Genomic DNA, 24,779 nt, shown 5'->3' with positions numbered 1-24,779 from the left:
GTATTCTCAGTGACATGACGCAGGTCACGGGAATGATATGAAAGGCAGCATTCATGTCTAACCGTTCATCAATGACGATCGTCCCGTACCGGTCTCTACGTCCGTCTGCCAAGGAAGGCCGGGCGTGCCACAAACGAACGTGCATTGCGCTATGCATCAAGCAAAGGAGCAGGAACCATGTCAGAGAAAACGTCGGCGGATACGTCGCCGAACGTCAATTCCCCATACTTCATCGGTGGCGTAGATGGCCTGCGCCGCGGCCCACGCACCGCCAAGCGGCGCGCGGGCGCCGCGTTGGCAGCTGTTCTGGCCGTCACGGTGCCTCTGGCCGGATGCGGTAACTCCGGTAGCTCCGGGCGCAACGAAGACGGTTCCGTCACCATCAATCTCAACTGGTGGGGCGGCGACGAACGCGTCAAGCGCACGGAACAGGCCGTGGCCGCCTTCGAAAAAAGTCATCCCAACATTCACGTCGAGATGCAGTACTCTGACTGGTCTCGGTACTTCGACAAGCTCAACACCGCCATCGCCGGCGACAACGCTCCGGACGTGATCCAGATGGACGAGGCGTCGCTGGCCACCTTCGCGTCGCAGGGCATTCTGCTGGATCTCGGCGAGGTGTCCGACGTGATCGACTTCAGCGACATCGACCCGTCCCTGGCCGACAGCGGCAAATGGGAAGGCAGACAGTATGCCGTCCCGATCTCCTCCACGCCATTCGGCCTCATCATCAACCACGATGTGCTCGACAAACTTGGTCTGACCCTGCCGGACACATCCACATGGACATGGGATGAATTCATCGACTTTGCGGCGCAGGTGCGCAGCAAATCCAACGGCGAATACTTCGGCATCAACTCCACCATGGGCAATGGCATGAGCCTGCATCTTTGGGCGCGGCAGAACAACGAGTCGCTGTACACCAACGGCAAGGTCTCCATCTCCGTGGATACCATGACCAGCTATCTGCAGATGGCCTACGACTGGACGCATGGCGACGAGATCGCCGGCACCACCGACCAATGGGCCGAACAGCACAGCGCCACGCTCAACCAAGGCGCACTCGGCACCGGCAAGGCGGCGATGGGATTCTCCCAGACTACGCAGCTGCCGGCCTACGTGGCCGCCGCAGGTACGGACAACATGACCTTGGCTCCCATTCCGAATCTGGGCAAGAACCCCAAATACGGCTACATGAAGCCCGGCATGCACTGGGTCATCGCCGCGCAGAGCAAGGCCCCCAAGGAGGCGGCCGAACTGATTGATTGGCTGGTGAACAGCGAAGAGGCGGGAGACATTTTGGGCTCCGAACGAGGGCTTCCGGCCAACACGTCCATCCTGAAGAAGCTGAGTGCCTCGGCGACCGGTGCGGATAAGCAGTCGCTTGAGTTCCCCGAGCAGATCGAGGAGACGATCGGAGACGCCCCCGAAGCTACGCCGAACGGTGCCAGCAAGCTCAACGACTTCATCATGCGATACGAGGAGGAAGTGGCGTTCGGCCGTATGGATGCACGTTCCGCCGCCGAAGCGTTCATCGCCGACCTCAGCCATTCGATCGAAACGGCATGACGGCGGGTCGGCATCCGAGCCTCATGCTCGCTGCCGCGAACTTCACGGCATGGAACCCAACAACAACGAATGCAAAGGGGCTGCCTATGATCGCATGATCCGCATGTTTTTCCTTTCCGCCGCCGGATTTGTGCAGTCCGGCGGCTGCCCCATTGCCGTTAATTCCACCGTGGAAGTCCCGCCGCGGTAATTCTCACATCAGCGGTTCTCGCTTCAGAAATCCCTGCAAACGTTTCTAATCTCGTTCCCGGTTCGCTTGCCAGCCCCGTTCGCCGGCCTTGTCCCGGAACGCAAGTCTCGATCGGTCCGGTTGGCTCGATTGCCCCAGCTGGCCCGATTGAACGATCACAGATTGGTTGCCGAACATGACCCATCCCATCGTCGCAACGCCTCCGGCATACGCCACTCCGTTCCCCATGGAACGTGTCCGTGAGCCTCGCATCCCGGAGCGCTTCATATCCGTAGAGGACCATCCGTCCATCCAAAGTGCCCTTGACGCATGCGCGGCTCTGGGCGGCGGAACGGTCCATGTGCCGAAAGGCACGTGGAAGACGGGCCCGCTGCGCCTGTCCAGCCGTATTCGCCTGCATGTGGATGCCGGAGCGGTCGTCGTCTTCAGCGACGATCCCCGCGATTATCTGCCGGTGTCGTTCACCCGGTGGGAGGGGTTGGAATGCTGGAACTACATGCCGCTGATCTACGCCCGGGACTGTGAGGATATCGCCGTTGACGGCGAAGGCGAGTTGCTGGGCTGCGGCGAGGCATGGTGGACTTGGAAACTCACCCAATCCGCAGGTTCCAACACGCTGTACGACATGGCCGTCGCCGGCACGCCCGTGGAGGAACGGGTATTCGGTACCGAGCGGGATGCGCTGCGTCCCTCCTTCATCCAGTTCATCGGGTGCCGTCGTTCGCTTATTGAGGGAGTCACCGTAAAGAACGGCCCGCAGTGGACGATCCACCCCGTCTACTGCGAAGACGTGATCGTACGCGGCGTGACCGTATGCACAGACGGGCCGAACACCGACGGCTGCAATCCCGACTCGTGCCGCAACGTACTCATCGAACGCTGTTCGTTCCGCACCGGCGACGACTGCATAGCCGTCAACGCCGGAATGAACGAGGATGGCTGGAGGGTGGGCCGGCCGTGCGAGAACGTGGTGATCCGCGACTGCATGATGACCGGCGGGCATGCGGCCATCGCAGTCGGCAGTGCGGTGTCCGGCGGCGTGTCTAACATCCACGTGCGCGATTGCTCCATCCGCGGCGTGATGCGTGGCGTGCGCGTCAAATCGATGCGCGGCCGGGGCGGGTACGTGACGGACCTGAGCTTCGAACGTCTGGACATCCGTGACGTGACGGTGGCGGCGCTGGACGTCAACATGTTCTACGACACCACCACGGTCGAGCCGAAAAGCGCAGTGCCGACGGAACTGAATCGAGTGCGGTTTCGTGACATCAACATCAGTGGCGCGCCACTGGGTGTGTGCCTGAAGGGGCTGCCGGAACGACCGCTGAACGATATACTGCTGGAAGACATCCGCTGCGCGGCGGACGAAGGCATGACCTGCACGGACGTGGAGGGACTCGCCCAGCGCAATGTGACCTTCACGTGCGAGACGGCACCGATGCCGTCGGCCAAGACGGCGCCGAAGACGGCGCCCAAGACGGAACAGGAGCGATGATTATGCTGCGCACCTTCGATACCCATGCCATCCGCGACGTGCGGGAACTGTCCGGCCGCCTGTGGCGGTTCACGCCCCTGGACGGCGAGCATGCCGGTGAGACCTCGATGCGTCCGGTCCCCGGCTGCTGGCAGACATACCCCGGTTTCGAGCAATACGCCGGCCGCGCCCGCTATTCGACGACCTTCGAGGCGGAAGGCAACGTGCGCTTGGAATTCAAGGGCGTGAGCCATTTCGCCAGCGTGAGCGTGGACGGCGAGCCGGTGGCGGAGCACTACGGCTCGTATACCCCGTTCGATGCGGTCGTGTGCGGGCTTGCGGCCGGCATCCACACGCTGGACGTGGAGGTGGACGGCTCGTTCTGCGACCGGTATGCGCTGGACGTGCCGAACGATTACATGTCGTACGGCGGTATATCGCGCGGCGTGGCGTTGGAGCGTGTACCCGACGTGTTCGTGGAGCGCGTCCATGTGACCCCGATCGAGCCGCTGTGCGAGAACGCCGAACGCGGCGGCGACGGTGGAGTCAGCAACGGCGGCCGCGGCTGGAAAGCCCGCGTGCAGGTCCGGGTGCGCAACCTGACGGACGAAGCGAGGCCTGTGCGCCTGCGCGTGCGGTTGGAAGGTGAGCCTGCGGACGCCTGCGATGCCGACGCCGTGGCACAGCCCGGCTCTCACACGTGTCTGGATGCAGAACTGGCGTTCCCCCATGCGCTCACGTGGCGTCCCGAGACCCCGAACCTCCATCGCATTGGCGTGCAGTTGTTCGATGGCGGGCGGACGGATCCCGAACCGATCGACGATCTCATCGACCGCGTGGGCTTCCGCACGATCGCCGTGCGTGACGGTCGTATACTCCTGAACGGCCGCGCACCACGGATCAAAGGGTTCTGCCGGCACGAGGACCATCCCGATTACGGTTGTGCCATACCGTTCACGCTCATGAATCGCGACCTCATGCTCATCCGTGACATGGGCGGCAACGCCGTGCGCACCAGCCACTACCCGAACGACGAACTGTTCCTCGATCTGGCCGATGAACTGGGCATCCTGATCTGGGAGGAAAGCCATGCGCGTGGCCTGAGCGAGGAACAGATGCGGCATCCGCGGTTCGAGGAGCAGTCCGAACGGGTGATCGCCGAAATGATCGACGCCCATCGCAACCACCCCTCGATTTTCATCTGGGGCATCCTCAACGAATGCGCCAGCGAAACGCCATACGGGCGCGAATGCTACGCCGCCCAGTACGCGCTCATCCGTTCCCTGGACGCGAGTCGGCCGGTCAGTTCCGCCACCTGCAAGTTCCATCGCGACATCTGTCTCGACCTACCGGACGTGGTTTCCTGGAACATGTACCCGTACTGGTACGAGCGACGCACGGCGACCGACATGATCGGCGAGACATACGCGTGGAGCGGCGAGCACGGCGGCAAGGGCAAGCCGTTCCTGGTCACGGAGATCGGCGCCGGGGCCATCTACGGGTTCCGAGACCCCGGGCATGACATCTGGAGCGAGGAATATCAGGCCGACGCCCTGCGCGAACAGCTTTCGCAGGTGCTTGCGTTCGAACCGTGCCAGGGAGTGTTCATCTGGCAGTTCTGCGACGGCAAGGTGAGCCGGGAGTGGTTCAAGATGCGTCCGCGCAGCCGCAACAACAAGGGCATCGTGGATGAATACCGGCGTCCCAAGCTTGCGTACGAGCAGGTGAAGGCCGTGTACCGCTCCTACGGGGATTACTGGGAATGAAGATTGGGGAATGAGGGCTGCCGGTGACGAGGAAAGCGGTGAAGAAAGTGTCATCGGGCATGGGGAAGCCATCGGGCATTCCATCCGTACCCGCCTGCGGATAGGCTGGGAGCATGGCTTTGACAGATGATGCTTCCACCGGTTTCCGTCCTACCGGGCCTTCGGGCGTGCGTGGCGAAATGCCCCTCGAGATGCAGGATCCCCGCACCCAGCTCGAGCAGTTGCTGTCGGCGTCCATTGCATGCAAGCCGTTCAGCGAGCTGTCCGACGTGACGTTCCACCATCGCGGCGCGGAACTCGTGGGCCATGTACTGCTCGACACCGTCGAGGAATCCGGCTACACGCTGGACGACTTCGAGGCCGTGGGTGCGCTGACCGCAGCCGCCGTGCCGCTGGTCACGTCCATGATCACCGCCGCAGCCTCCCGCGGGCAGGATCTGGACGGATTCGTGATGGACTTCGTCTATCCGTCCGTCAAGGGACCATCCATTCAGGGCAAGCGCGTGATCCTCGTGGATTCGTGGCTGAGCGAGAAGTCCTACGTGCAGACCTCGTCCTTGGTCACGCTGCGTCACGGCAACGAGCTGAGCCTCGACTTCGGCATCGTGGAGCACGAAGGCGCACAGGCGCTCGCCGTGGCGTCGCTCATCGGCGGCCCGTTCGAAACGCTCAAGGTCATCCACCCGATCACCGGGGACGAGACCGATCTGCCGTTCATCCGTGCCTACGACGAGGACGCCCTGCGCGCCCCCGCGGACGACTGATCTCCGGCCGGGAAGACCGCCGTCCGGAAGACCTCCAGCCCGGAGGAACGCCGGCTCGAAAGGCCGCACATACGCAGAATCGAGGAGAACCCGTCGCCCATGCGCGCTCCCAACCCCATCACGCTCGCCGCCAACGCCTCCGACGAACCCGAATTCCGCGAAATCGGCCTCGGACCGTGGGCCCAAACCCATCCAGGCGAGCCCCGTCCAACCGATCCACGCTACGATCCCGCACTGCTGGACGGCGGAGACCGGCGCAACGTGCTCGACCGCTACCGGTACTGGACCGTCGAAGCGATCAAAGCCGATCTGGACGCCCGAGGACGCCACGACTTCGAGGTCGCCGTGGAAAACTGGACGCACGACTTCAACATCGGCTCCATGGTCCGCACCGCCAACGCGTTCACCGCACGCCGCGTTCACATCGTCGGGCCGCACAAGTGGAACCGCAAAGGTGCGCTCATGACCGAGCTGTACCAGCACGTCGAACACCACCCGTCCATCGCCGCGCTGATCGACGCGTGGAAGCACCGCATCGCCGGCGAAATCGCCTCCGCGCGCGCCGACGCCTCCGCGGCCGCCGTACACGCCCACTGGGCCGCAGCGAACGGGGACGCACGGTCCGCCGCGCTCGCGCTTGCCGCCGTCAGCGACGCGGACCGACGCATCAAGGAACTCGAAGATGCGCGCATCATCGCCCTCGACATCATCCCCGGCGCGGTCCCCATGGAACGCTACCGGTTCCCCAAGCGCTGCCTTCTGCTCTTCGGCGCGGAAGGCCCCGGGCTGAGCGACAAGGCCCTCGAACTGGCCGACGACGTGGTCTACATCTCCCAATTCGGCTCCGTGCGCTCCATCAACGCCGGCGCCGCCGCGGCCGTGGCCATGCACGCATGGATCGCGCAGCACGCCGCGCCGGACGAAACGGCGTACGCACAGTAATGCTGTGGCATCCACACGGCATGCGGAGCAACGCGTACCGTCAATGCCGGTGTAGCCTCCGTTCGACCCTCGTTCATCCATCGGACTCCGAGCGGCGAGCACAGTCCACACACGTGGACAGCACACCCTGAACAATCCCTAAAATTCCAGCAAACACTAGGTTTTCGATGGGTTGGATGCTACGGTTGGATCATGATAGAGATTCAGCACATCAGCAAGCGCTTCGGGGGAAAGCAGGTGCTCAACGATGTCAGCTTCGTCGCAGAAGATGGCAAGGTCACAGGCTTCCTCGGCCCCAACGGCGCCGGTAAATCCACCACCATGCGAGCGGCCCTCGGGCTCATCACCCCCGACTCCGGACAGGCACTCATCGACGGCCAGCCGTATGTACGGATCAAGGCCCCCATGGCCGCGGTCGGCGCAGTGCTCGACGCCAAATCAGCGCACAAGGGTCGCTCCGCATACGCGCATCTCAAGGCCCTCGCGCAGACCAACGGCATCCCCGCCTCCCGCGTGGATGAGGTAATGGACCTGACCGGCATCGCCTCCGTCAAGAAGCGCCGCGCCGGAGCGTTCAGTCTCGGCATGAGCCAACGCCTGTCCATCGCCGCCGCGCTGCTGGGCGACCCGCGCAATCTGGTGCTCGACGAGCCGATCAACGGCCTCGACCCGGAAGGCGTCAAATGGGTGCGCGAACTGTGCCGCTTCTACGCCAGTCAGGGCCGCGCGGTCCTGCTGAGCTCCCACCTCATGAGCGAAGTGGCGCTCACCGCGGACAATCTCGTGATCATCGGTCAGGGACGCATCCTCGAAACCACGTCGGTCTCCGCCTTCGTGGCCGAACACTCCGGCCACTCGCTGCGCGTCGCCACCGCCGAGCCGGACAAGCTGCACGCCATCTTCGCCTCCGCGCCGCAGGTCACCGTCACCCCGGCCGAGCGTAAGCCATCCGATCCTTCCGTCGGCGACGTGTTCCGCATCACCGGAGCGGACCTCGAAGCCACTGCGCGCGTGTTCGCCCAGGCGCAGCTCGTCACCTACGAGTTCGTGGAGGAGCATGCCTCGCTCGAAGACGCCTACATGACCCTCACGCACAGTCAGGTCGAATACGCGAATCGCGAAGTGCCCGGGCAGCGGGCCATCCAATACGGCGAGCCGGGCGGCACCCCGTCCGCACCGCCCGCGCCGATTGCCCCGCCCGCCGCACCCCAGTCCGCCGACGGCACCCCGAAGGAGGCCACCCGATGAGCGCCACGAATCCCGTCGTCAATCCCGCCGTTCCCGCCAGCAACGGCTACACCACCGGCCGCCGCATGTCCGCCGGCCGGCTCAGACTCAGCTACCTCGGCAGCGTGCGCGCCGAACTGACCAAACTGCTGTCCATCAAGTCCACCTACTGGCTGCTCGGCATCACCATCCTGCTCATCGTGGCGGGCGGGGCCGTCGCCGCAGCCAGCTACAAGACCATGGCCTACGTCGACTACAATGCGCAGACCGGCGAGATGGTCACGCTCGACACCCCGCGTGCCATGGACGCTGAGAGCGTGTGGTTATCGACAACCGTCATGGTGTCCACCGCGGCCGTGGTGATCGGCATCTTCGGCGTCATGGCCATCACCAGCGAGTACACGAACCTCACCATCCAGTCCGGATTCGTGGCCAACCCGCGCCGCGGCATGTATCTGGCAGCGAAGGGCACAGTCGTAGCGATCCTGGCGTTCCTCACCGTGCTCATCGGCGTGGGACTGTCCTGGGCGGCGGTCCGTCTGGTGCTTGGCGACATCCCTGTTTCGCCGCTGCCCGACGCGCAGCGCACCCTGCCGTGGGTCTGCATCCTCGGCGCGCCCGCCCTCAGCATGGTCATGTCGATCATGGCGCTGGGACTCGGCGCGATCTGCCGGTCCTCCGTGGGCGGCGTGTTCGCGCTGATCGGCGTGTGGAACATCCTGCCCTCGCTTCTGGGCGCCGCCTCGCTGAGCGAGAAGCTCCGCCCGATGGTCATGAGCATCACCAACTGCCTGCCCAGCACCGCGATGGGAGACTTCTTCTCCGGCGCAACCAACCTCGGCTCGTCGCAATCCACGGGCGGCGCCTCGGCGGCCGACCTTGTGATCGGCATGTCCGCCGCCCAGGAAGTCAAGCACTTCGACCCCACGTGGTGGCAGTCCGGCCTGATCTTCCTGGCCTGGGCGGTCGTCGTCTATGCGGTCGGACTGGTGGTGCTGCGCCGGGCGGACGTCAAGTAGCCGCGTTCAGCGCCGTTCGCCGTCACAGGACGCCGCGGCTACCGTACGGTGACGCGCAGCCTGCCGCGGAGCGGGATGGTGATGCGCCACAGCCGGTCGGACGTCCACTCGCCGCGCAGCTTCGCGTCGTCCAGCGGCTTGGCCTCCACGGTGATGCCGCCAAGACCGACGGAATCGCCCGGCCCGCTGGTTCCGTCGGTTCCATTGGTTCCGCTGCGCGCCCCGGAGGCGGTGTTCTGCGCGTCGCCCGATCGGTCGATGACGAGCAGCGATGCCCCGATCCGGAACGCCGCGGATATGTCGCTGCCGGTATGACCGTCGCGGCCGCAGCGATTGCCGGTTCCGTCGCCATCCGCAACCCGCAATGGCTCCTCGGCCGTCATGAGGTGCATCGTCGCGCACGCGAAATTCCCGTCCGCCATGTCCTCGATCGTCAGCGTTCCGGCGGCTCTGTCCAGCGTGACCGTGCGCCGGTATGAACGCAGCCCGGCCGCCGCGGGCCATGCGTGCGTGAGGTCGGCGGTTACGCGGCTCGCCTTCCCGCCGAGCGAGACCTGCACGTCTTCGGCCCGACAGTCCGGTGTCTCGCGCTGCATCACTCCGTCGAAATCCGGCAGATTGTGCCAGGACGACTGCATGGGCCACAGCTCGTAGCGCTGCGGCGAGAACGTCTGCCGTGTGTATGTGCCCACGCCCGCGTCCACCAGCACCGGTCGGCCGTTCGCGTAGACGATCACGTTGCCCGTGTCGTTGTGGCTGTGGCTCGCCCCGTTGCGCCCGGCCTTGACCGCTACGTCGAAGCCGCCGCCGCGCATGACCGCGATGCCCGTGCTCGGAAAGAACGTTTCCGTGCGTTCGTCAATGCCGGCCGTGCGATCGCCCTCGGGCTCGTCCGTCTGCTTCAGCATGGTCCGGACGGCCTCCGCCTCCCACAGCAGGTAGAGCGCGTTGATCCGGTCCATGCCGTCGGCCGGCGTGGCTGTGGTGCTGGAGCCGCGGTCCATGGCGTGACGCCATTCCGTGGCCGCCGCATGAGCCATGGCGGGCTCGCCGACGGCCTGCGCGAACAGGAACTCCCTGGCTCCCATGAGCCCGGCGTGCACCGAGCAGTCGGAAAAGTTGAAATACAGGTTCTCGCGGATGCGCATGCGCATGATGTACGTGGCGATGTTCCGGATCTTCGGCACCCGCCACAGCGAATCGAACGCGTCCGGACGCACGTCGGCGAGGATGCGCAGCGCGCCGAACAGGCACAGACCGGCCGAATGGTAGTAGCCGGCACCCTCTTCGCAGCAGCCGTCCTCGCCGTAGTCGGCCAGAAAGGCGTCCAGACTGCGCACGGCCCGGTCGGCCACTTTCCGGCGCAGATCAGGCTCGAACGGTGCGAGGAACGCCGTGGCCAGCACGTTCTGCGTGCACCAGACCGTCCAGTTGTTCGTCGGACCGTCCACGCCTCCCATCCACCAGAACCGATCCGTGAGGTACGGTGTGACGATCCTGTGGCGCAGCTTGCCCGTGATGCGACGGCGGATCGCCTCGGGCAGATCGTTGCCGAGCAGATAGACCGATGCGGCGAGCAGCTGACCGGTTTCGCAGGCGAACAGGTCGAGGATCGGGCGGTCCGGATCCGGCCACGGCAGTTGCGGGGCATCTCGCACATAGGTGTTATGCGCCGGCAGCTGCCACGCCGCCTCGTCGCAAATGAGCATGATCCCGTCGATCGCGTCGTCCAGCAGGGCGCGGGACCGGGCATCGCCCGGCGCGTGGCCCAGCCCGTGGTCCGGAGCACAGTCGTCGGAACGATCGGAGGAACATGCCACGCCGTACGCCATGAGATCGTCCGCCACGCGCCGCCGTCGTTCGCCGTAGCGGCTTTCGTACGCGCTGCGGTCGCCGTCATGGAAGAACCGCGACCAGTCGTGCGCGAGCAGCCGGGGCCACGGTCGCTCGCGGTGTTCCGCGGCCCGGTGCAGATACAGGTCGGTCAGCTCGCGGGGGAGGGCTTGCCAAATCGCGCGCTCGCCGACCGGCGCGAACGGGTGGAACGGACGGAATGGTACGTCCGCGGCACGCCACGCACGGGTGCAGGGACCTTCGTGCGCAGTGCCGTTGCCGTTGTCGTTGCCGCCTCGCGCCGCGTCGTTGCCGGAATTCGCTGTGATGCCGTCCATGATGCCCATGATAGCTGCCCGCCCTGCATCCGAAGTAGCCGCCGATTCCGGAATTGGATACGATTTGAGACTCAGAATGACCAGTCTGTGTCTCAAATCGCCACCATTTCCGGGCAGCCGGAGCCGCCATGCCGTCCAACCTGCGCAGCCCGTCCAACCCGCCTGCTCGCATGCCGGGCGAACGGGCCCGCGAGGACCCCTGCGTGTCACATACGGCACCTATAGTGATGGCCATGCCTACTTTTTCACGCGAAGAAATCGTGCATTTGGGCGATCTGGCCCGAATCGCGCTCACCGATGAGGAAATCACCCGCTTGCAGGGCGAGCTGAACGTCATCGCCGACTCCATCAACAAGGTGCAGGAAGTCGCTACGGCGGACGTCCCGCCCACCGCAAACCCGGTGCCGCTCGAGGCCTACATGCGTCCCGATGTGGCCGAAACGCCGCTGACCCAGGCCGAGGCGCTGTCCGGCGCCCCCAAGACCGAGGCCGGCATGTTCGTGGCACCGCGCATTCTGGGAAGCGAGGAGTGAGAAGGCAATGAGCATTTCCACCGAAACCGCGGCGCTCGTCAAGCTGTCCGCCGCCGAGCAGGCCGCCAAGGTCAAGGCCGGCGAAGTCACCAGCCGCGAGCTGGTCGAGGCCCATCTGGCCGTCATCGAGGCCGCCGAACCGTCCATCAAGGCATTCCTCAAGGTCTCCGCCGACGTGGCCCTCGAGCAGGCCGACGCATTCGACGCGAAGTCCGCCGAGGAGAAGGCCGCGTTGCCGGAGCTGGCGGGCGTGCCGATCGCCATCAAGGACATGATCGTCACCAAGGGCATCGAAACCACCGCCGCCTCCAAGATCCTCGAGGGTTGGGTGCCGCCGTACGACGCGACCGTCATCGAGAAGCTCAAGGCCGCAGGCATGCCGATCCTCGGCAAGACCAATCTGGACGAGTTCGCGCAGGGCTCCTCCACCGAGCATTCCGCCTACCAGACCACGCACAACCCGTGGGATACCGACCGCGTGCCCGGCGGTTCCGGCGGCGGTTCGGCCTCCGCTGTCGCGGCGTTCGAGGCGCCGCTCGCCCTCGGCACCGACACCGGCGGCTCCATCCGTCAGCCCGGCTCGTTGACCGGCACGGTGGGCGTCAAGCCCACGTACGGCGGCGTTTCCCGCTTCGGTGCGATCGCCATGGCCTCCTCGCTCGACCAGATCGGCCCGGTCTCCCGTACCGTGCTCGATTCCGCCCTGCTGCAGGAGATCATCGGCGGACATGACGTGCGTGACTCCACGTCCATCCCCGAAGGCCCGCGCCCGATGGCAGCGGCCGCCCGCGAAGGCCTGAAGCGCGACCTTACGGGTCTCAAGGTCGGTCTGGTCAAGGAACTCGGCGGCGAAGGCTTCCAGCCCGGTGTCGAGGCCCGCTTCAACGAGGCCGTCGCCAAGCTCAAGGAAATGGGCGCCGAGGTGAGCGAGGTCTCCTGCCCGCACTTCCCGTACGCGCTGGGTGCCTACTACATCATCATGCCCTCCGAGGTGAGCTCCAACCTGGCCCGCTACGATGGCATGCGCTACGGCCTGCGCGTCATGCCGCCGGCCGGAGTGCCGCAGACCGCCGCCAACATGATGGCCTACACCCGTGAGGCCGGCTTCGGCGACGAGGTCAAGCGCCGCATCATCCTGGGCACCTATGCGCTGTCCGCCGGCTACTACGATGCCTGGTACGGTTCCGCGCAGAAGGTGCGCACGCTCATCATCAACGACTTCAAGGCAGCGTTCGAGCAGGTGGACGTGCTGGTTTCCCCCACGTCGCCCACCACCGCCTTCAAGTTCGGCGAGAAGATGAACGATCCGTTGGCCATGTACATGAACGACATCGCTACGATTCCGGCCAACCTTGCCGGCATGCCCGCCATGTCCATCCCCGCCGGCCTTTCGGACGACGGTCTGCCGGTCGGCTTCCAGCTCATCGCCCCGCAGCAGCGCGACGAGGTCATGTACAAGCCGGCCGCCGCGCTCGAGGCCGCGCTCGAGGAGGATTGGGGCGGCCCGATCTGGACCAGCCTCAAGACCCCGTGGCTGGGCGAGTGACCGGACGAGACGCGAGACGACAAGCGGACAAAGCATAAGGAACAAGCATCATGGCTGAAAAACTGATGAAGTACGCCGAGGCCTGCAAGCAATTCGACCCGGTCTTCGGTCTGGAAACCCACGTGGAGCTGTGCACGAACACCAAGCTGTTCTGCCCGGCGCACATCGAGTTCGGCGGCGAACCGAACACCCAGCTCACCCCGGTGAGCCTGGGCCTGCCGGGCAGTCTGCCGGTGGTGAACAGGACCGCCGTGGACTACGCGATCAAGCTGGGTCTGGCCCTGCACTGCGAGATCAACGAGTGGAGCCAGTTCGCCCGCAAGAACTACTTCTACCCGGACATGCCGCGCGACTACCAGATCTCCCAGTACGATAAGCCGACCAACGGCAACGGCTATCTGGACGTGGAGCTGGACGACGGCACGGTCTTCCGCGTGCCGATCGAACGCGCGCACATCGAGGACGACGCCGGCAAGAACACCCACGTGGGCGGTGCCGACGGCCGCATCGAGGGCGCCGACCACTCGCTGGTCGACTACAACCGCGCCGGCGTGCCGCTCATCGAGATCGTCACCAAGCCGATCGAGGGTGCGGGCGACCGCGCTCCGGAGATCGCCGGTGCGTACATGCGCGCCATCCGCGACATCGTGCGTGCCCTGGGCATCTCCCACGCCCGCATGGAGCAGGGCAACATGCGCGCCGACGTGAACCTGTCGCTGCGCCGCAGCCCGTCCGACCCATACGGCACCCGTTCCGAGACCAAGAACGTCAACTCGTTCCGCGGCATCGAGAAGACGCTGCAGTATGAGATCCGCCGCCAGGCCGCGATTCTGGCGGACGGCGGCGAGATCCTGCAGGAGACCCGCCACTGGGACGAGTCGACGCAGACCACCGCCGGCGGTCGCGTGAAGTCCGATGCGGACGATTACCGCTACTTCCCGGACCCGGATCTCGTGATGCTGCACATCACCAAGGAGCACATCGCCGAGATCGAGGCCCAGATGCCGGAAATGCCGCGCGAACGCCGCAACCGTCTCAAGACCGAGTGGAACCTCACCGACCTGCAGATGCGCGACATCCTCAACGCCGACGCGCTCGACCTCATCGAGGAGACCGTCAAGGCCGGTGCGACCGCGGCCGGCGCCCGCAAGTGGTGGCTCGGCGAGCTGTCGCGCGAAGCCAACGCGAAGGGCGTCTCCCTCGAGGAGCTGCCCGTCACCCCGGCCGACGTGGCCGAGGTGGAGAAGCTCGTGGCCGACGGTAAGCTCAACGACAAGCTGGCCAAGCAGACCATCGCCGGCGTGCTCGCCGGTGAGGGTACCCCGGACGAGGTGGTCAAGAAGCACAACTACAAGATCGTGGAGGATACCGGCGCGATCGACGCCGCGGTCGAGGCCGCCTTCGAGGCGAACCCGGACGTGGTGGAGAAGCTCAAGGGCGGCAACATGAAGCCCATGGGCGTCATCATCGGCGCGGTGATGAAGGCCACGCGCGGCCAGGCCGACGCGAAGGCCGTCACCAAGATCGTCATGGCCAAGATCAAGGCCTGATCCGTTAAGCGGACGGTCCGGTGGACCGTCCGTAGGTCTGGCCTGAGCCGACAGGGCGGCGTTCTCCGGCAACGGAGGCGCCGCCCTTCATCATGCTCTCTTCACGTTGTTCCCAGCGGATGTTCAGCCCCATGCGCTAGTATGCCTAACGGCTTGATCGTGACCAGATATGTACAATCAGGAGCAATCGGGGGTGGAAACCATGTCACAAGCCGGTGCAATCATTCCGAATATCGCCGATTCGCGTGAGCTCGCGCCCAGCATCGTCGTCCCCGGCATCCGGGGCGAAATGGTTACCCTGCGTCCCGCCACCGTGGACGACCTCGCCCGCATGGACGAGCTTGACGCCTACTACAACGCCTCCGGCATCACTGGCAAGGACGCCGCCGCCGAACGCGCTGTGGTGCACGCGTGGGTCCATCGTTCCGTCGCCTGGGAGCAGGGGCAGACGCCCGCCCAGTCCGGCGTGGGGGACCCGGAGGCCCGCCGCACCATGGCGTGGGCCGTGCTCACCAACGCGGACCACGACGGCGACGGCCGCCGCGACGCCTCCGCCACGGACAACATGATCGGCATGATCTTCCTCATCGACATCGACGGCTGGGGCAAGTCCGCCCGCATCCAGATCGTGCTCGGCAAGGACTATCGCGGCCGCGGCTACTCGCGAGACGCCATGCCCCGCGTGCTCACCTACGGCTTCGCGCCCCACCCGGCAGGTCTGGGCCTGCACCGCATCTGGGTGGCCGTGCCGGAGAAGAACACGCGGTCGCGTTCCGTCTACCAGTCGCTCGGCTTCGTGCCGGAAGGCACCTCGCGCGACGCCCTGTGGGACGATCAGAGCAACAAGTACATGGACCAGATCGTCATGGGCACGCTGGTCGACGAGTACGATCCCGTCGCCTCGCTGGACGCGTTCGGCCTGCACCTCATCACCGACAATCCCGGCGTGCAGGAGGCCCTCGCCGCCCGCGAGCACTCCATGGCCATCCATCAGAACATTGCGGAGGCGCTGACCAAGCCGGCCGACTCCCGTCCGGAAAGCAAGCCGGAGGATGCCGCGGCCGAATCCGCGGACGACGGTCGCCCGCAGTCCTGGGCGTACGGGGCGGAAGGGTCGTCCAAGTCGTCCAAGCAGGCGTGGTGGCGCAATCTCGGTCTCGGCCGCAAGCGCGACACCGAGCAGAAGTAATAGGAGAGACCGTGAGCGCGGAAGACCTCGACAACTACGAAACCGACGCCGAACTCGCCCTGTACCGCGAGTACCGTGACGTCATCAAGCTGTTCACCTACGTGGTGGAAACCGAACGCCGCTTCTATCTGGCCAACAAGGTGGATTTCAACGTGCGTTCCGCCGGGCAGGACGTCTATTTCGACGTCCAGCTCACCGATGCATGGGTGTGGGACGTATACCGTTCCAGCCGCTTCGTCAAGAACGTGCGCATCGTGACCTTCAAGGACGTCAACGTCGAGGAGGTCCAGCATTCCGACATCGACATCCCCGACAGCATGCGCTGACCCTTGCGGCCGCACGCCCGACCGTAAGATATCTGTGTGCATCGGCGTTCGGAACCGGTCTCATCAAACCGGTTCGTATACAGTGAACTCGAACTGACACCATTCAGGAGGATCAATGACTGACAAGCAGTCCGTAGTGATTATCGGCGGCGGTCCCGCCGGTTTGACCGCTGCGTGGGAACTCGTCAAGGACGGCGGCGCCGAGCAGTACGACGTCACCCTGCTTGAGGCGACCCGTGAATTCGGCGGCATTTCCCGCACCGTGAAGTACAACGGCAACCGCATGGACATCGGCGGTCACCGCTTCTTCTCCAAGGACGACCGCATCATGAACTGGTGGAAGGACACCCTCCCGCTGCAGGGCGCTCCCTCCTACGACGACAAGAAGCTCGGCCGCCACCACGACCTCGAACCCGGCGGCCCCGACCCGGAGAAGACCGACGCCGTCATGCTCAAGCGGCACCGCGTCTCCCGCATTTTCTGGAACCACCGCTTCTTCGACTACCCGATCTCGCTGAGCCCCAACACCCTCAAGGCCATGGGCTTCAAGCTCACCATGGTGGCCGGTTTCAGCTACCTCAAGTCCATGGTGCACAAGCTTCCCGAAGACAATCTGGAGAACTTCTACATCAACCGCTTCGGCCGCAAGCTGTACTCCATGTTCTTCGAGGGCTACACCGAGAAGCTGTGGGGCCGTCACCCCTCCCAGATCTCCGCGGACTGGGGCGCCCAGCGCGTCAAGGGGCTGAGCATCGTCGAGGTGCTCAAGAACGCCTTCGCCAAGCTCCTGCCCAAGAAGCGCAGCAGCAAGGAAGTGGAAACCTCGCTCATCGAGGAATTCTGGTACCCCAAGCTCGGTCCCGGCCAGCTGTGGGAGACCGTCGAGGAGAACTGCCGCAACGCCGGCGTCAAGGTCATCACCGACGCCAAGGTCGTTGAGGTGGACCAGAAGGACGGCAAGATCGCCTCTGTCGTGTACGTTGACCCCGAAGGCAACCGCACCACCCTGAGCGGCGACCAGTTCATCTCCTCCATGCCCATCAAGGACCTCATCAACGCCGTCGACGCCTCCGCATCCCCGGCTCCTGCCGACATGACCGCCATCGCAAACGGCCTGCCCTACCGCGACTTCGTCACCGTCGGCCTGCTCGTCAAGCACCTGCGCCTCAAGAACACCACCGACATCCCCACCCTCGGCAATCCGCCCATCGTCCCCGACTGCTGGATCTACGTTCAGGACCCGGGCTACAAGGTCGGCCGCATCCAGGTCTTCAACAACTGGAGCCCCTATCTGGTCAAGGACGTCGACAACACCGTCTGGATCGGCCTCGAATACTTCTGCGCCGAAGGCGACGACTTCTGGAACATGACCGACGAGGAAGCCACCAAGTTCGCCATCGAGGAACTCACCCGCATGCGCGTCATCAACGGCCCGCAGGACGTTCTCGACTCCCACCGCGAACGTGTCCCCAAGGCGTACCCCGCCTACTTTGACACCTACTCTCAGATGCCCGAACTCATCGAATACCTCGACCACTTCGGCAACCTCTACTGCGTCGGCCGCAACGGCCAGCACCGCTACAACAACCAGGACCACTCCATGGCCACCGCCATCGAAGCCGTCTCCAACATCAAGTCCGGCAAGACCTCCAAGCGGAATGTGTGGTCTGTGAACACCGAAAAGTCCTACCACGAGGAAAAGTAAATAACGGAGCGTCCTCTGCGTTGTGAAGGGTTCGACGTACCTTTGTACGTCTTCACCCTTCACGCCTTGAGGCCGCACACGTTATTTACTTTTCCTCCGGATCGAAAGTGGTAACGGAGCGTAGGAGGGAACACACCATCTGCAACGCCCGTTGTGCGCAAGGCACGGCGGGCGTTTTGCGTTGGTCGCGGAATGGTTGTACAGTGAACCTAGTTCGGTTCGCTGAAGGTAGCGGCCGAAGTTCACACGCGGGAATCGGTCCCGCAATCATTCTTATGCCGTACGCCATGCATCGTTGTGGCGTGGCCGAAGAAAGGCAAAACCACAGTGGCAACGAGCCAGAATCTTGAAGATATGAAGCTGCCCGAGCTCAAGGAGCTTGCGAAGCAGATGGGGCTGCGCGGTACGTCGACGATGCGTAAGCCCGCCCTGATCGCCACCATCCAGGCCGCACGTTCCGGTGGCGAGGCGCCCGCAGGCGTCACCGTTCGCACCCCGAGGGCCAAGAAGGCCGCACAGGGCGAATCGTCTCCCGTCACCACCATGCCGGCACTCATCGCCAAGGGCTTCGAACCGGTCGGACCGGGGACCGAAGTCGCCCAGTCCGGCGAGACGACCGCGCAGAGCGACGCCGAGACCAAGACCGCAAAGCCCAAGGCTGCGCAGCCTGAGCCGCCGGCCGCCGAGCCCGCGCCCGCTGCATCCACGGACGACGAGGCCCCGCTACCCCGCCGTACGCGCCGCAAGGCCATCAATCTGGACATCGACCTGCCCTCCGCGGATACCCCGCGCAACATCAAGCGCGAACGCCCGTCCCGTGCCGCCGCCGACGCCAAGACGTCCGGCGATCTGTTCGATATGCTCGGCATCGACGAGAACGCTGCACGCGCCCGCAAGGATCGCGCTGCCAAGGACGATGAGCCGTTGCCCCGCCGTCGCCGTCGCAGCCAGGACGCTGTCGAGCCGCGCGACAACGAGCATGGCAACGTGCGCGATCTGGACGACATCCTCGCCAACCTGCCCTCGCGTGGGGAAACCCGCGACAGCCAGGAGGAGGACGGTTTCCGCCGCCGCGACCGCCGCGACCGGAACGGCCATGACGATCGCCGCGACCGTAACGCCCGCCGCGACCGGAACGCCCGAGACGATCGCCGCAGCCACGACCGCGATGACTACGCCCGCGATGCTCGCGACAACCGTTCCGACTACCAGCCGCAGGACGAGCTGGTCCCTGTGGCCGGCATCGTCGACGTGCTCGACTCCTACGCGTTCGTGCGCACCTCCGGCTACTTGCCCGGCCCGAACGACGTGTACATCTCCATGGGTCAGGTCAAGAAGTACGGCCTGCGCAAGGGTGACGCCGTGCATGGCGCCATCCGCGCCCCACGCGACAGCGATCGGCGCAACCAGCGCCAGAAGTTCGTGCCGCTGCAGTCCATCGACTCCATCAACGGCATGAGCGTGGAGGATGCGCAGAACCGTCCGCAGTTCGCCAAGCTCACCCCGCTGTATCCGCAGGAGCGGCTCAAGCAGGAGACTGCGCCCAACAAGCTCATCGGACGCATCATGGACATCGTCTCGCCCATCGGCAAGGGCCAGCGCGGTCTGATCGTCTCCCCGCCGAAGGCCGGAAAGACCATCACCCTGCAGAACATCGCCAACTCCATCACCACCAATAACCCCGAGGTGCACCTCATGGTGGTGCTGGTGGACGAGCGGCCCGAAGAAGTCACGGACATGGAACGCACCGTGCAGGGCGAGGTCATCTCCTCCACGTTCGACCGTCCCGCGTCCGACCACACCACCGTTGCCGAACTGGCCATCGAACGTGCCAAGCGTCTCGTGGAGCTCGGTCAGGACGTGGTCGTGCTGCTTGACTCCATGACCCGTCTGGCCCGCGCGTACAACATCGCCGCGCCCGCCTCCGGCCGTATCCTGTCCGGCGGCGTGGACGCCCAGGCGCTCTACCCGCCCAAGAAGTTCTTCGGCGCGGCCCGCAACATCGAGAACGGCGGCTCGCTCACCATCATCTCCTCCGCGCTGGTGGAAACCGGCTCCAAGATGGACGAGGTGATCTTCGAGGAGTTCAAGGGCACCGGCAACATGGAACTGCGCCTGTCGCGCGACCTTGCGGACAAGCGCCTCTTCCCGGCCATCGACATCAACGCGTCCGGCACCCGCCGCGAGGAGCTCATCACCCCGCCGCAGGAGCTGGCCGTGATCTACGGCCTGCGTCGCGCGCTCGGCGGCATGGAACCCGAGCAGGCGTATCAGACCCTGGTGCCGCGTCTGAAGAAGACTGCGTCCAACCGCGACTTCCTGGCGGCCATCACCTCCACGCTGCCGCAGAACAAGTAGCGGCACCGCAGAAGCGCCGTAAAAGTTGCAGATCCGTGCGCATCGCCCCGTCAAACCGGTGGCGAAACGCACGGATCTGCAACTTTTGCTTTTTATCAGCGGGCGAACCGGCGCATGCGGCGCACGCCTTCGCGGGTGGGCTCAATCGGCCCTGCATAGGACAGCCGCACGAAGCCCGCGCCCGCCGCACCGAACGCACTGCCCGGCACTGCGGCCACATGCTCCTCGTCCAGCAGACGATGGCAGAACGTCACATCGTCCAGACCGGTTGCGCGCACGTCCACGAACACGTAGAACGCGCCTTCGGGCGTGATGGGCACGAGCGTGCGGCTGCCGTCAAGCTCGCTCAGGATGATGGTCCGGTTCGCCGCATAATGCCGCTTCATGGCGATCACATGGTCCATCGGGCCGTTCAATGCCGCAACGCCCGCGGCCATGGCCACCGAGTTCACCGAGGAGTGCATGAGCTCGGCAATCTTGCTCGTCTGCTCGATCACCTCGCGCGGCGCCAGCAGGTAGCCGATGCGCCAGCCGGTCATGGCGAACGTCTTCGACAGGCTTTCCACAATGATCGTGCGCTCGCGCATGCCGGGCGCGGCGGCGATGGACGGTGCCGTGCTGCCGATGCAGTCGGGGCTGTGCAGGTCCTCGTCGCCGAAGACGAACGGATGGTACACTTCGTCGGAAATGGCCCAGATGCCGTGCCGTGCGCACACCTCGCCGATGCGTTCCAGCTCGTCCATCGGCGTGACCGCGCCGGTCGGATTGCCGGGGGAGTTGAGGATCACCGCACGCGTGCGCGGGCCGATCGCCGCTTCGATGTCCGCCGCGTTGAGCCGCATGCCGTGTTCGGCCTTGAGCGGCACCGTGCGCACCGTGCCGCCGCACAGCATCACTTCGGCGTCGTAGGAGGTGAAGTACGGGGAGGGGATGAGTACCTCGTCGCCCGGGTCGATCACGGCCTTGAGGGCCAGATACAGGCCGATCGTCGCGCCGTCGATGGCCTGGGTCTCCCGCTCGGGATCATAGTTGAGCCCCTTGATGCGGCGCGTGTAGCCGGCTGCCGCCTCGCGGAACGCCGCGGTGCCGAGCACATTGGTGTAATGGGTGTCCCCGGCCATGATCGCACGGCATCCGGCTTCGGCGATGTGCGGCGCTGCGGTTTCGCCCGGTTCGCCCACGGCGAAGGAGATCGCGTCCGGCACGCGCTCCACGCGGTCGAAGATGTCCCGGATGCCGGAGCGGGGGATGCCGAGCGCACTTGCCGCGATCGTGGGCATGTCCCGTCGCGTCGTATCGTGCTGTATGGCGATGGTCATAGTCGCGTCCTCCGTCTTGCGGTGTGAAATCTATTGCCGATCATACAATAAACCGTAAATAATACGGATATGCATGGTGTTTGCCGAATAAAATACCGCCCGTAGCGTGCGGCTGTACGGGAGGCTAAGGTGGAGGAAACCGGCGAGACACGGCGAAGGAGACCTTCATGGATGCTGCGGACGAACGGATCGTGGATCTGCTCGAATCGGACGGACGGGCCACGCTGGCCGAACTGGCCGCCGCCACCGGTCTGTCCGCCTCGGCCGTGCAGTCGCGCGTGCAGAAGCTGGAGAAACGCGGGGTGATCCGCGGCTACCGTGCGGTGATCGACCCGGAGAAGCGCGGGCTTGCCATCGGCGCGTTCGTGGCCGTCACGCCGCTGGACTATACGCAGGAGGCCACCATTCCCGAGCGGCTGCGCAACATTGAAGGCATTGTCTCGTGCGATTCGATCGCCGGCGCGCCCAGCTTCATGCTCACCGTGCGCGTGGCCAGCCCCGGCAAGCTCGAGGAGCTGCTCAACCTCATCCACCGCACGGTTCCGGTGAGCACCGAAACCACGATGATCCTCAAGCGCTACTTCTGACGTCGGTGTACGCTGGTGACCATGAGCGAAACCAAGAACGGCGACCAGGAATCCGAAACGGTGATCGACGCGGCCATGGCGGCCTCCGATCCCGAAACCGCCGAAACCGTGGCGAAGATCAAGGCGCTTCGCCAATCCATCGACAACGTGGATACGGCCATCGTTTCCCTGCTGGCCGAGCGGTTCAAGTACACCTCGCAGGTGGGCGTGCTCAAGGCGCGCGCCGGATTCGCCCCGGCGGACTACAAGCGTGAGGACTATCAGATCGCCCGTCTGCACCGCATTGCCGTAGAGGCCGGTCTCGACCCGGACATTGCGGAAATGTACCGCGAATTCGTGGTGACCGAGGCGAAGAAGCGCCACCAGCGCATCGCCGACGCCGGGGGAGATCCGGGCGTGCTCGACGTCTTCGCCTGAATCTGGACAGCCGCCCTAGCGGTGTTGTGCCAACGGGTGCATTTTCCGGCGTACAGTGGTACGCGGTCAAGATTGGCCGTGGAGCCGCGCACGGACGCGGAAGGACGTGGATAGCAGAACGGCGGGTGAGGGTATGGCGGCATGGAGAAGCGTGACGCACGCATGCGTGTCCGTCGTCTCCGCTGTCGTCTGTGCGGCGCTCGTCGTCGCCGTGCCGTCCGGTGGTGCATCGTCATTCGCGGGAGGGCGTGCGGCCGTTGCACCGCAGACTGCCGTGTATAGCAAGACGCAGCAGGTGTTCGCTGTTGTTGACGACACCGATCGTCCCGGTCAAATCATCGTGAACAACGCGTTCGCCGTCAGTACGCCCGGCACCATTGCGGACGTGGACGGCAGCGGGAATGCCACGACCCTGACCGCCTCGCAAACCGGTGACCTGACCACGCAGACCGTACTGGCTGCCGGCGCGAAAGCCCTGCCGTGGAAGTTCACCGTAACGTACAGCCTCAACGGTCCGGATGCCGACCGGCGTGCGGTGACCGGCGCGAACGGTCTTGTGGGCGTGCGCATTCGACTCGACGCCGATCCGCTGTCCGACACCCGTTATTTCCGCGATGCGATGCCCATCGTCACCTTTACCGTGCCGCACGACGTCACCGATGCCGTGGCCGCGCCCGATGGGGCGATCGTGACCGACGACGGCGACGCCTACCGCGTGACCGGCGTGGGCGTGGCCGGGCAGTCCAACGAATGGTACTGCTATCTCAACGCCAGCAACTTCCGCATGGGGAGGATTGTCGTGGCGGCCGTACCCGCGGATGGTGCCGATACGGACGGCCAAAGCGGTGTGCGCGCGCGTCTGGCCGCCCTTGCTCGCGGGGCGGATGCGCTCGCCGGCGGCATGACCAACGCGGGCAGCGGCGAGCATCAGGCGCTCATTGACCGGCTCACCGCCCTACGCGACGAGGAGAATGCTACGGCCGCCGCCGAGATTGCCGCGAAGCACGATGCGTACGTGAAGCAGTTCGGCGTGTACATCGACCGTTATGTGCGCTCGTATTCCAGTCACCTGTCCGGGGCTCCCGGCACCAAGACGCAGATGGGCGCGCTGATCGGCATGACCGGCGAGCTGACCGGCAGCACACCGCTCGCGCAGTCGGTGACCGATCTGGCGAATGCGGTCAACGCGATGAGCGCCGCCCACGAGCACACCGGCGCCGCGAACGTGCTTGACGAGGTGATCGTGCAGATCCGCCGGCGTGGCACCACCGGTCTGCTGGCGGATCTCAAGGCTCGGCAGGCCAAGGAGGCGAACGCCGGCAAGACGCAGTACGCCAAGGGTCAGGGGCAGCTGGCGAATGCGATGATCCCGTTCTCCATGGCCTACACGGACACGTACACCGCGCGGCTCAACGATCTGGTGAACGCGGGCGGCAGCGCGGCCGGCAGCGAGCAGGCGGCGATCGACCAGACCAACCAGGCGTTCGGCACGGATGAGAACATGCAACGCATCACGGAGCAGATCTCCGCGGCGCTCAGCACCATGGCCGGTGCGTCGGAGCATACGGGTGCGGCGAACATGCTCGGGCGGATCACGGACGAGTTCGGTGCGCAGCTGGAAGGCGATGCTGCGGCATCGACAGGCGAATCGGACCCCGCAGCCGAGGCCGGATCCGGAGGACTGAACGTGCCGTTTGCGACGGCTGTTGCAACCGGCGCACTCAGGCCGCAGGACGAGACGGCGTTGCTGACTGCCGGGGTCGGCGGGCTGATCGACGAGAGCACCACGCTCGGCGACTGCGCGAAGGATCTGGATGCCGCCGTCAATGCGATCCTGCCGCAGAACGGGCAGACTTCCGATGCGGTGGCGCGTGCGATCGCACACAGCGCGGCCCGTGTGCGTGCGGCGGATGGCGGTGGCTCGGCTGGCGCGTCCCCGGCCGGAAGCGACGTGGTATCCGCCGCGAATACGCATACCGCATCCGCATCGTTCATGATGGTACTGCCCGCCGTGGGCGACGATTCCCTTGCCGCCGGCGGGGCCGGTAAGAACGCCGATGCCGCCGTGAACTCGTCCATTCCCGGTCTGTCCGCCATCGTCAACAAGTTCATGGGTTGAAACGGGCA

Annotated in this window: 19 protein-coding genes; 17 read left to right on the top strand and 2 right to left on the bottom strand. The window is 65.2% G+C overall.

Annotated elements, in window-relative coordinates; genetic code table 11:
• Nucleotides 1-177 precede the first annotated feature (177 nt).
• The 7 genes from AC1AZA_RS07370 to AC1AZA_RS07340 all read left to right on the top strand — a co-directional run bounded on the left by AC1AZA_RS07370 (nt 178) and on the right by AC1AZA_RS07340 (nt 8,951).
• Nucleotides 178-1,569, top strand: coding sequence for an ABC transporter substrate-binding protein (locus AC1AZA_RS07370; RefSeq protein WP_476514008.1), 1,392 nt, complete (start codon nt 178-180; stop codon nt 1,567-1,569).
• A 365-nt stretch (nt 1,570-1,934) separates the two neighbouring features.
• Complete coding sequence (locus AC1AZA_RS07365) at nt 1,935-3,254, top strand: glycoside hydrolase family 28 protein (protein WP_476514007.1); 1,320 nt, start codon at nt 1,935-1,937, stop codon at nt 3,252-3,254.
• Nucleotides 3,251-4,999 carry a glycoside hydrolase family 2 protein gene (locus AC1AZA_RS07360; RefSeq protein ID WP_476514006.1) on the top strand — a complete coding sequence of 583 codons (1,749 nt, stop codon included), beginning with the start codon at nt 3,251-3,253 and terminating at the stop codon, nt 4,997-4,999. Before AC1AZA_RS07365 ends, AC1AZA_RS07360 begins: the two co-directional genes overlap by 4 nt.
• Nucleotides 5,000-5,178: 179 nt before the next feature.
• Nucleotides 5,179-5,763 (top strand): type I phosphoribosyltransferase, encoded by a 585-nt coding sequence (locus tag AC1AZA_RS07355; protein ID WP_476514026.1) that lies wholly within the window; start codon nt 5,179-5,181, stop codon nt 5,761-5,763.
• Nucleotides 5,764-5,862: 99 nt separating this feature from the next.
• Nucleotides 5,863-6,705, top strand: coding sequence for a TrmH family RNA methyltransferase (locus AC1AZA_RS07350; RefSeq protein WP_476514005.1), 843 nt, complete (start codon nt 5,863-5,865; stop codon nt 6,703-6,705).
• Nucleotides 6,706-6,897: 192 nt separating this feature from the next.
• Nucleotides 6,898-7,953: an ATP-binding cassette domain-containing protein gene (locus tag AC1AZA_RS07345; protein WP_476514004.1), complete on the top strand. Its 1,056-nt coding sequence runs from the start codon at nt 6,898-6,900 to the stop codon at nt 7,951-7,953.
• On the top strand, nt 7,950-8,951 hold the full coding sequence (locus AC1AZA_RS07340) for a hypothetical protein (protein ID WP_476514003.1): 1,002 nt from the start codon (nt 7,950-7,952) through the stop codon (nt 8,949-8,951). Before AC1AZA_RS07345 ends, AC1AZA_RS07340 begins: the two co-directional genes overlap by 4 nt.
• A 38-nt stretch (nt 8,952-8,989) precedes the next feature.
• On the opposite strand, the gene AC1AZA_RS07335 is transcribed toward AC1AZA_RS07340, so the two are convergent.
• The gene (locus tag AC1AZA_RS07335; protein WP_476514002.1) at nt 8,990-11,122 is read right to left on the bottom strand and encodes a heparinase II/III domain-containing protein; all 2,133 of its coding nucleotides are present in this window, start codon (nt 11,120-11,122) and stop codon (nt 8,990-8,992) included.
• Between the two features lie 233 nt (nt 11,123-11,355).
• Between AC1AZA_RS07335 and gatC the strand changes: the two genes are divergently transcribed.
• The 7 genes from gatC to rho all read left to right on the top strand — a co-directional run bounded on the left by gatC (nt 11,356) and on the right by rho (nt 20,329).
• Nucleotides 11,356-11,655, top strand: a complete 300-nt coding sequence (gene gatC, locus AC1AZA_RS07330; RefSeq protein ID WP_476514001.1) for an Asp-tRNA(Asn)/Glu-tRNA(Gln) amidotransferase subunit GatC — start codon at nt 11,356-11,358, stop codon at nt 11,653-11,655.
• Nucleotides 11,656-11,668: 13 nt separating this feature from the next.
• Nucleotides 11,669-13,201, top strand: a complete 1,533-nt coding sequence (gene gatA, locus AC1AZA_RS07325) for an Asp-tRNA(Asn)/Glu-tRNA(Gln) amidotransferase subunit GatA (protein WP_476514025.1) — start codon at nt 11,669-11,671, stop codon at nt 13,199-13,201.
• Nucleotides 13,202-13,251: 50 nt separating this feature from the next.
• Entirely contained in the window at nt 13,252-14,751 is a 1,500-nt protein-coding gene (gene gatB, locus AC1AZA_RS07320) for an Asp-tRNA(Asn)/Glu-tRNA(Gln) amidotransferase subunit GatB (protein WP_476514000.1), read from the top strand.
• A gap of 202 nt (nt 14,752-14,953) precedes the next feature.
• Complete coding sequence (locus tag AC1AZA_RS07315) at nt 14,954-15,940, top strand: GNAT family N-acetyltransferase (RefSeq protein WP_476513999.1); 987 nt, start codon at nt 14,954-14,956, stop codon at nt 15,938-15,940.
• Between the two features lie 11 nt (nt 15,941-15,951).
• Nucleotides 15,952-16,266, top strand: a complete 315-nt coding sequence (locus AC1AZA_RS07310) for a DUF2469 domain-containing protein (RefSeq protein ID WP_150354462.1) — start codon at nt 15,952-15,954, stop codon at nt 16,264-16,266.
• A gap of 115 nt (nt 16,267-16,381) precedes the next feature.
• Nucleotides 16,382-17,971, top strand: a complete 1,590-nt coding sequence (locus AC1AZA_RS07305) for an NAD(P)/FAD-dependent oxidoreductase (RefSeq protein WP_476513998.1) — start codon at nt 16,382-16,384, stop codon at nt 17,969-17,971.
• Nucleotides 17,972-18,298: 327 nt separating this feature from the next.
• Complete coding sequence (rho, locus tag AC1AZA_RS07300; RefSeq protein ID WP_476513997.1) at nt 18,299-20,329, top strand: transcription termination factor Rho; 2,031 nt, start codon at nt 18,299-18,301, stop codon at nt 20,327-20,329.
• Nucleotides 20,330-20,424: 95 nt separating this feature from the next.
• On the opposite strand, the gene AC1AZA_RS07295 is transcribed toward rho, so the two are convergent.
• On the bottom strand, nt 20,425-21,609 hold the full coding sequence (locus tag AC1AZA_RS07295; protein ID WP_476514024.1) for a pyridoxal phosphate-dependent aminotransferase: 1,185 nt from the start codon (nt 21,607-21,609) through the stop codon (nt 20,425-20,427).
• A 206-nt stretch (nt 21,610-21,815) separates the two neighbouring features.
• Between AC1AZA_RS07295 and AC1AZA_RS07290 the strand changes: the two genes are divergently transcribed.
• The 3 genes from AC1AZA_RS07290 (at nt 21,816) to AC1AZA_RS07280 (ending at nt 24,771) form a co-directional block, all read left to right on the top strand.
• On the top strand, nt 21,816-22,235 hold the full coding sequence (locus AC1AZA_RS07290) for an Lrp/AsnC family transcriptional regulator (protein ID WP_476513996.1): 420 nt from the start codon (nt 21,816-21,818) through the stop codon (nt 22,233-22,235).
• Between the two features lie 21 nt (nt 22,236-22,256).
• Nucleotides 22,257-22,652 (top strand): chorismate mutase, encoded by a 396-nt coding sequence (locus AC1AZA_RS07285; RefSeq protein ID WP_476513995.1) that lies wholly within the window; start codon nt 22,257-22,259, stop codon nt 22,650-22,652.
• Nucleotides 22,653-22,803: 151 nt separating this feature from the next.
• A complete protein-coding gene (locus AC1AZA_RS07280) occupies nt 22,804-24,771 on the top strand; it encodes a hypothetical protein (RefSeq protein ID WP_476513994.1) in 1,968 nt (655 codons plus the stop codon).
• Nucleotides 24,772-24,779: the final 8 nt, after the last annotated feature.

This window comes from Bifidobacterium sp. LH_389, assembly GCF_056357235.1.
Note: the sequence above shows the minus strand (reverse complement) of the source record. Positions and strands in the feature narration are given on the sequence as shown.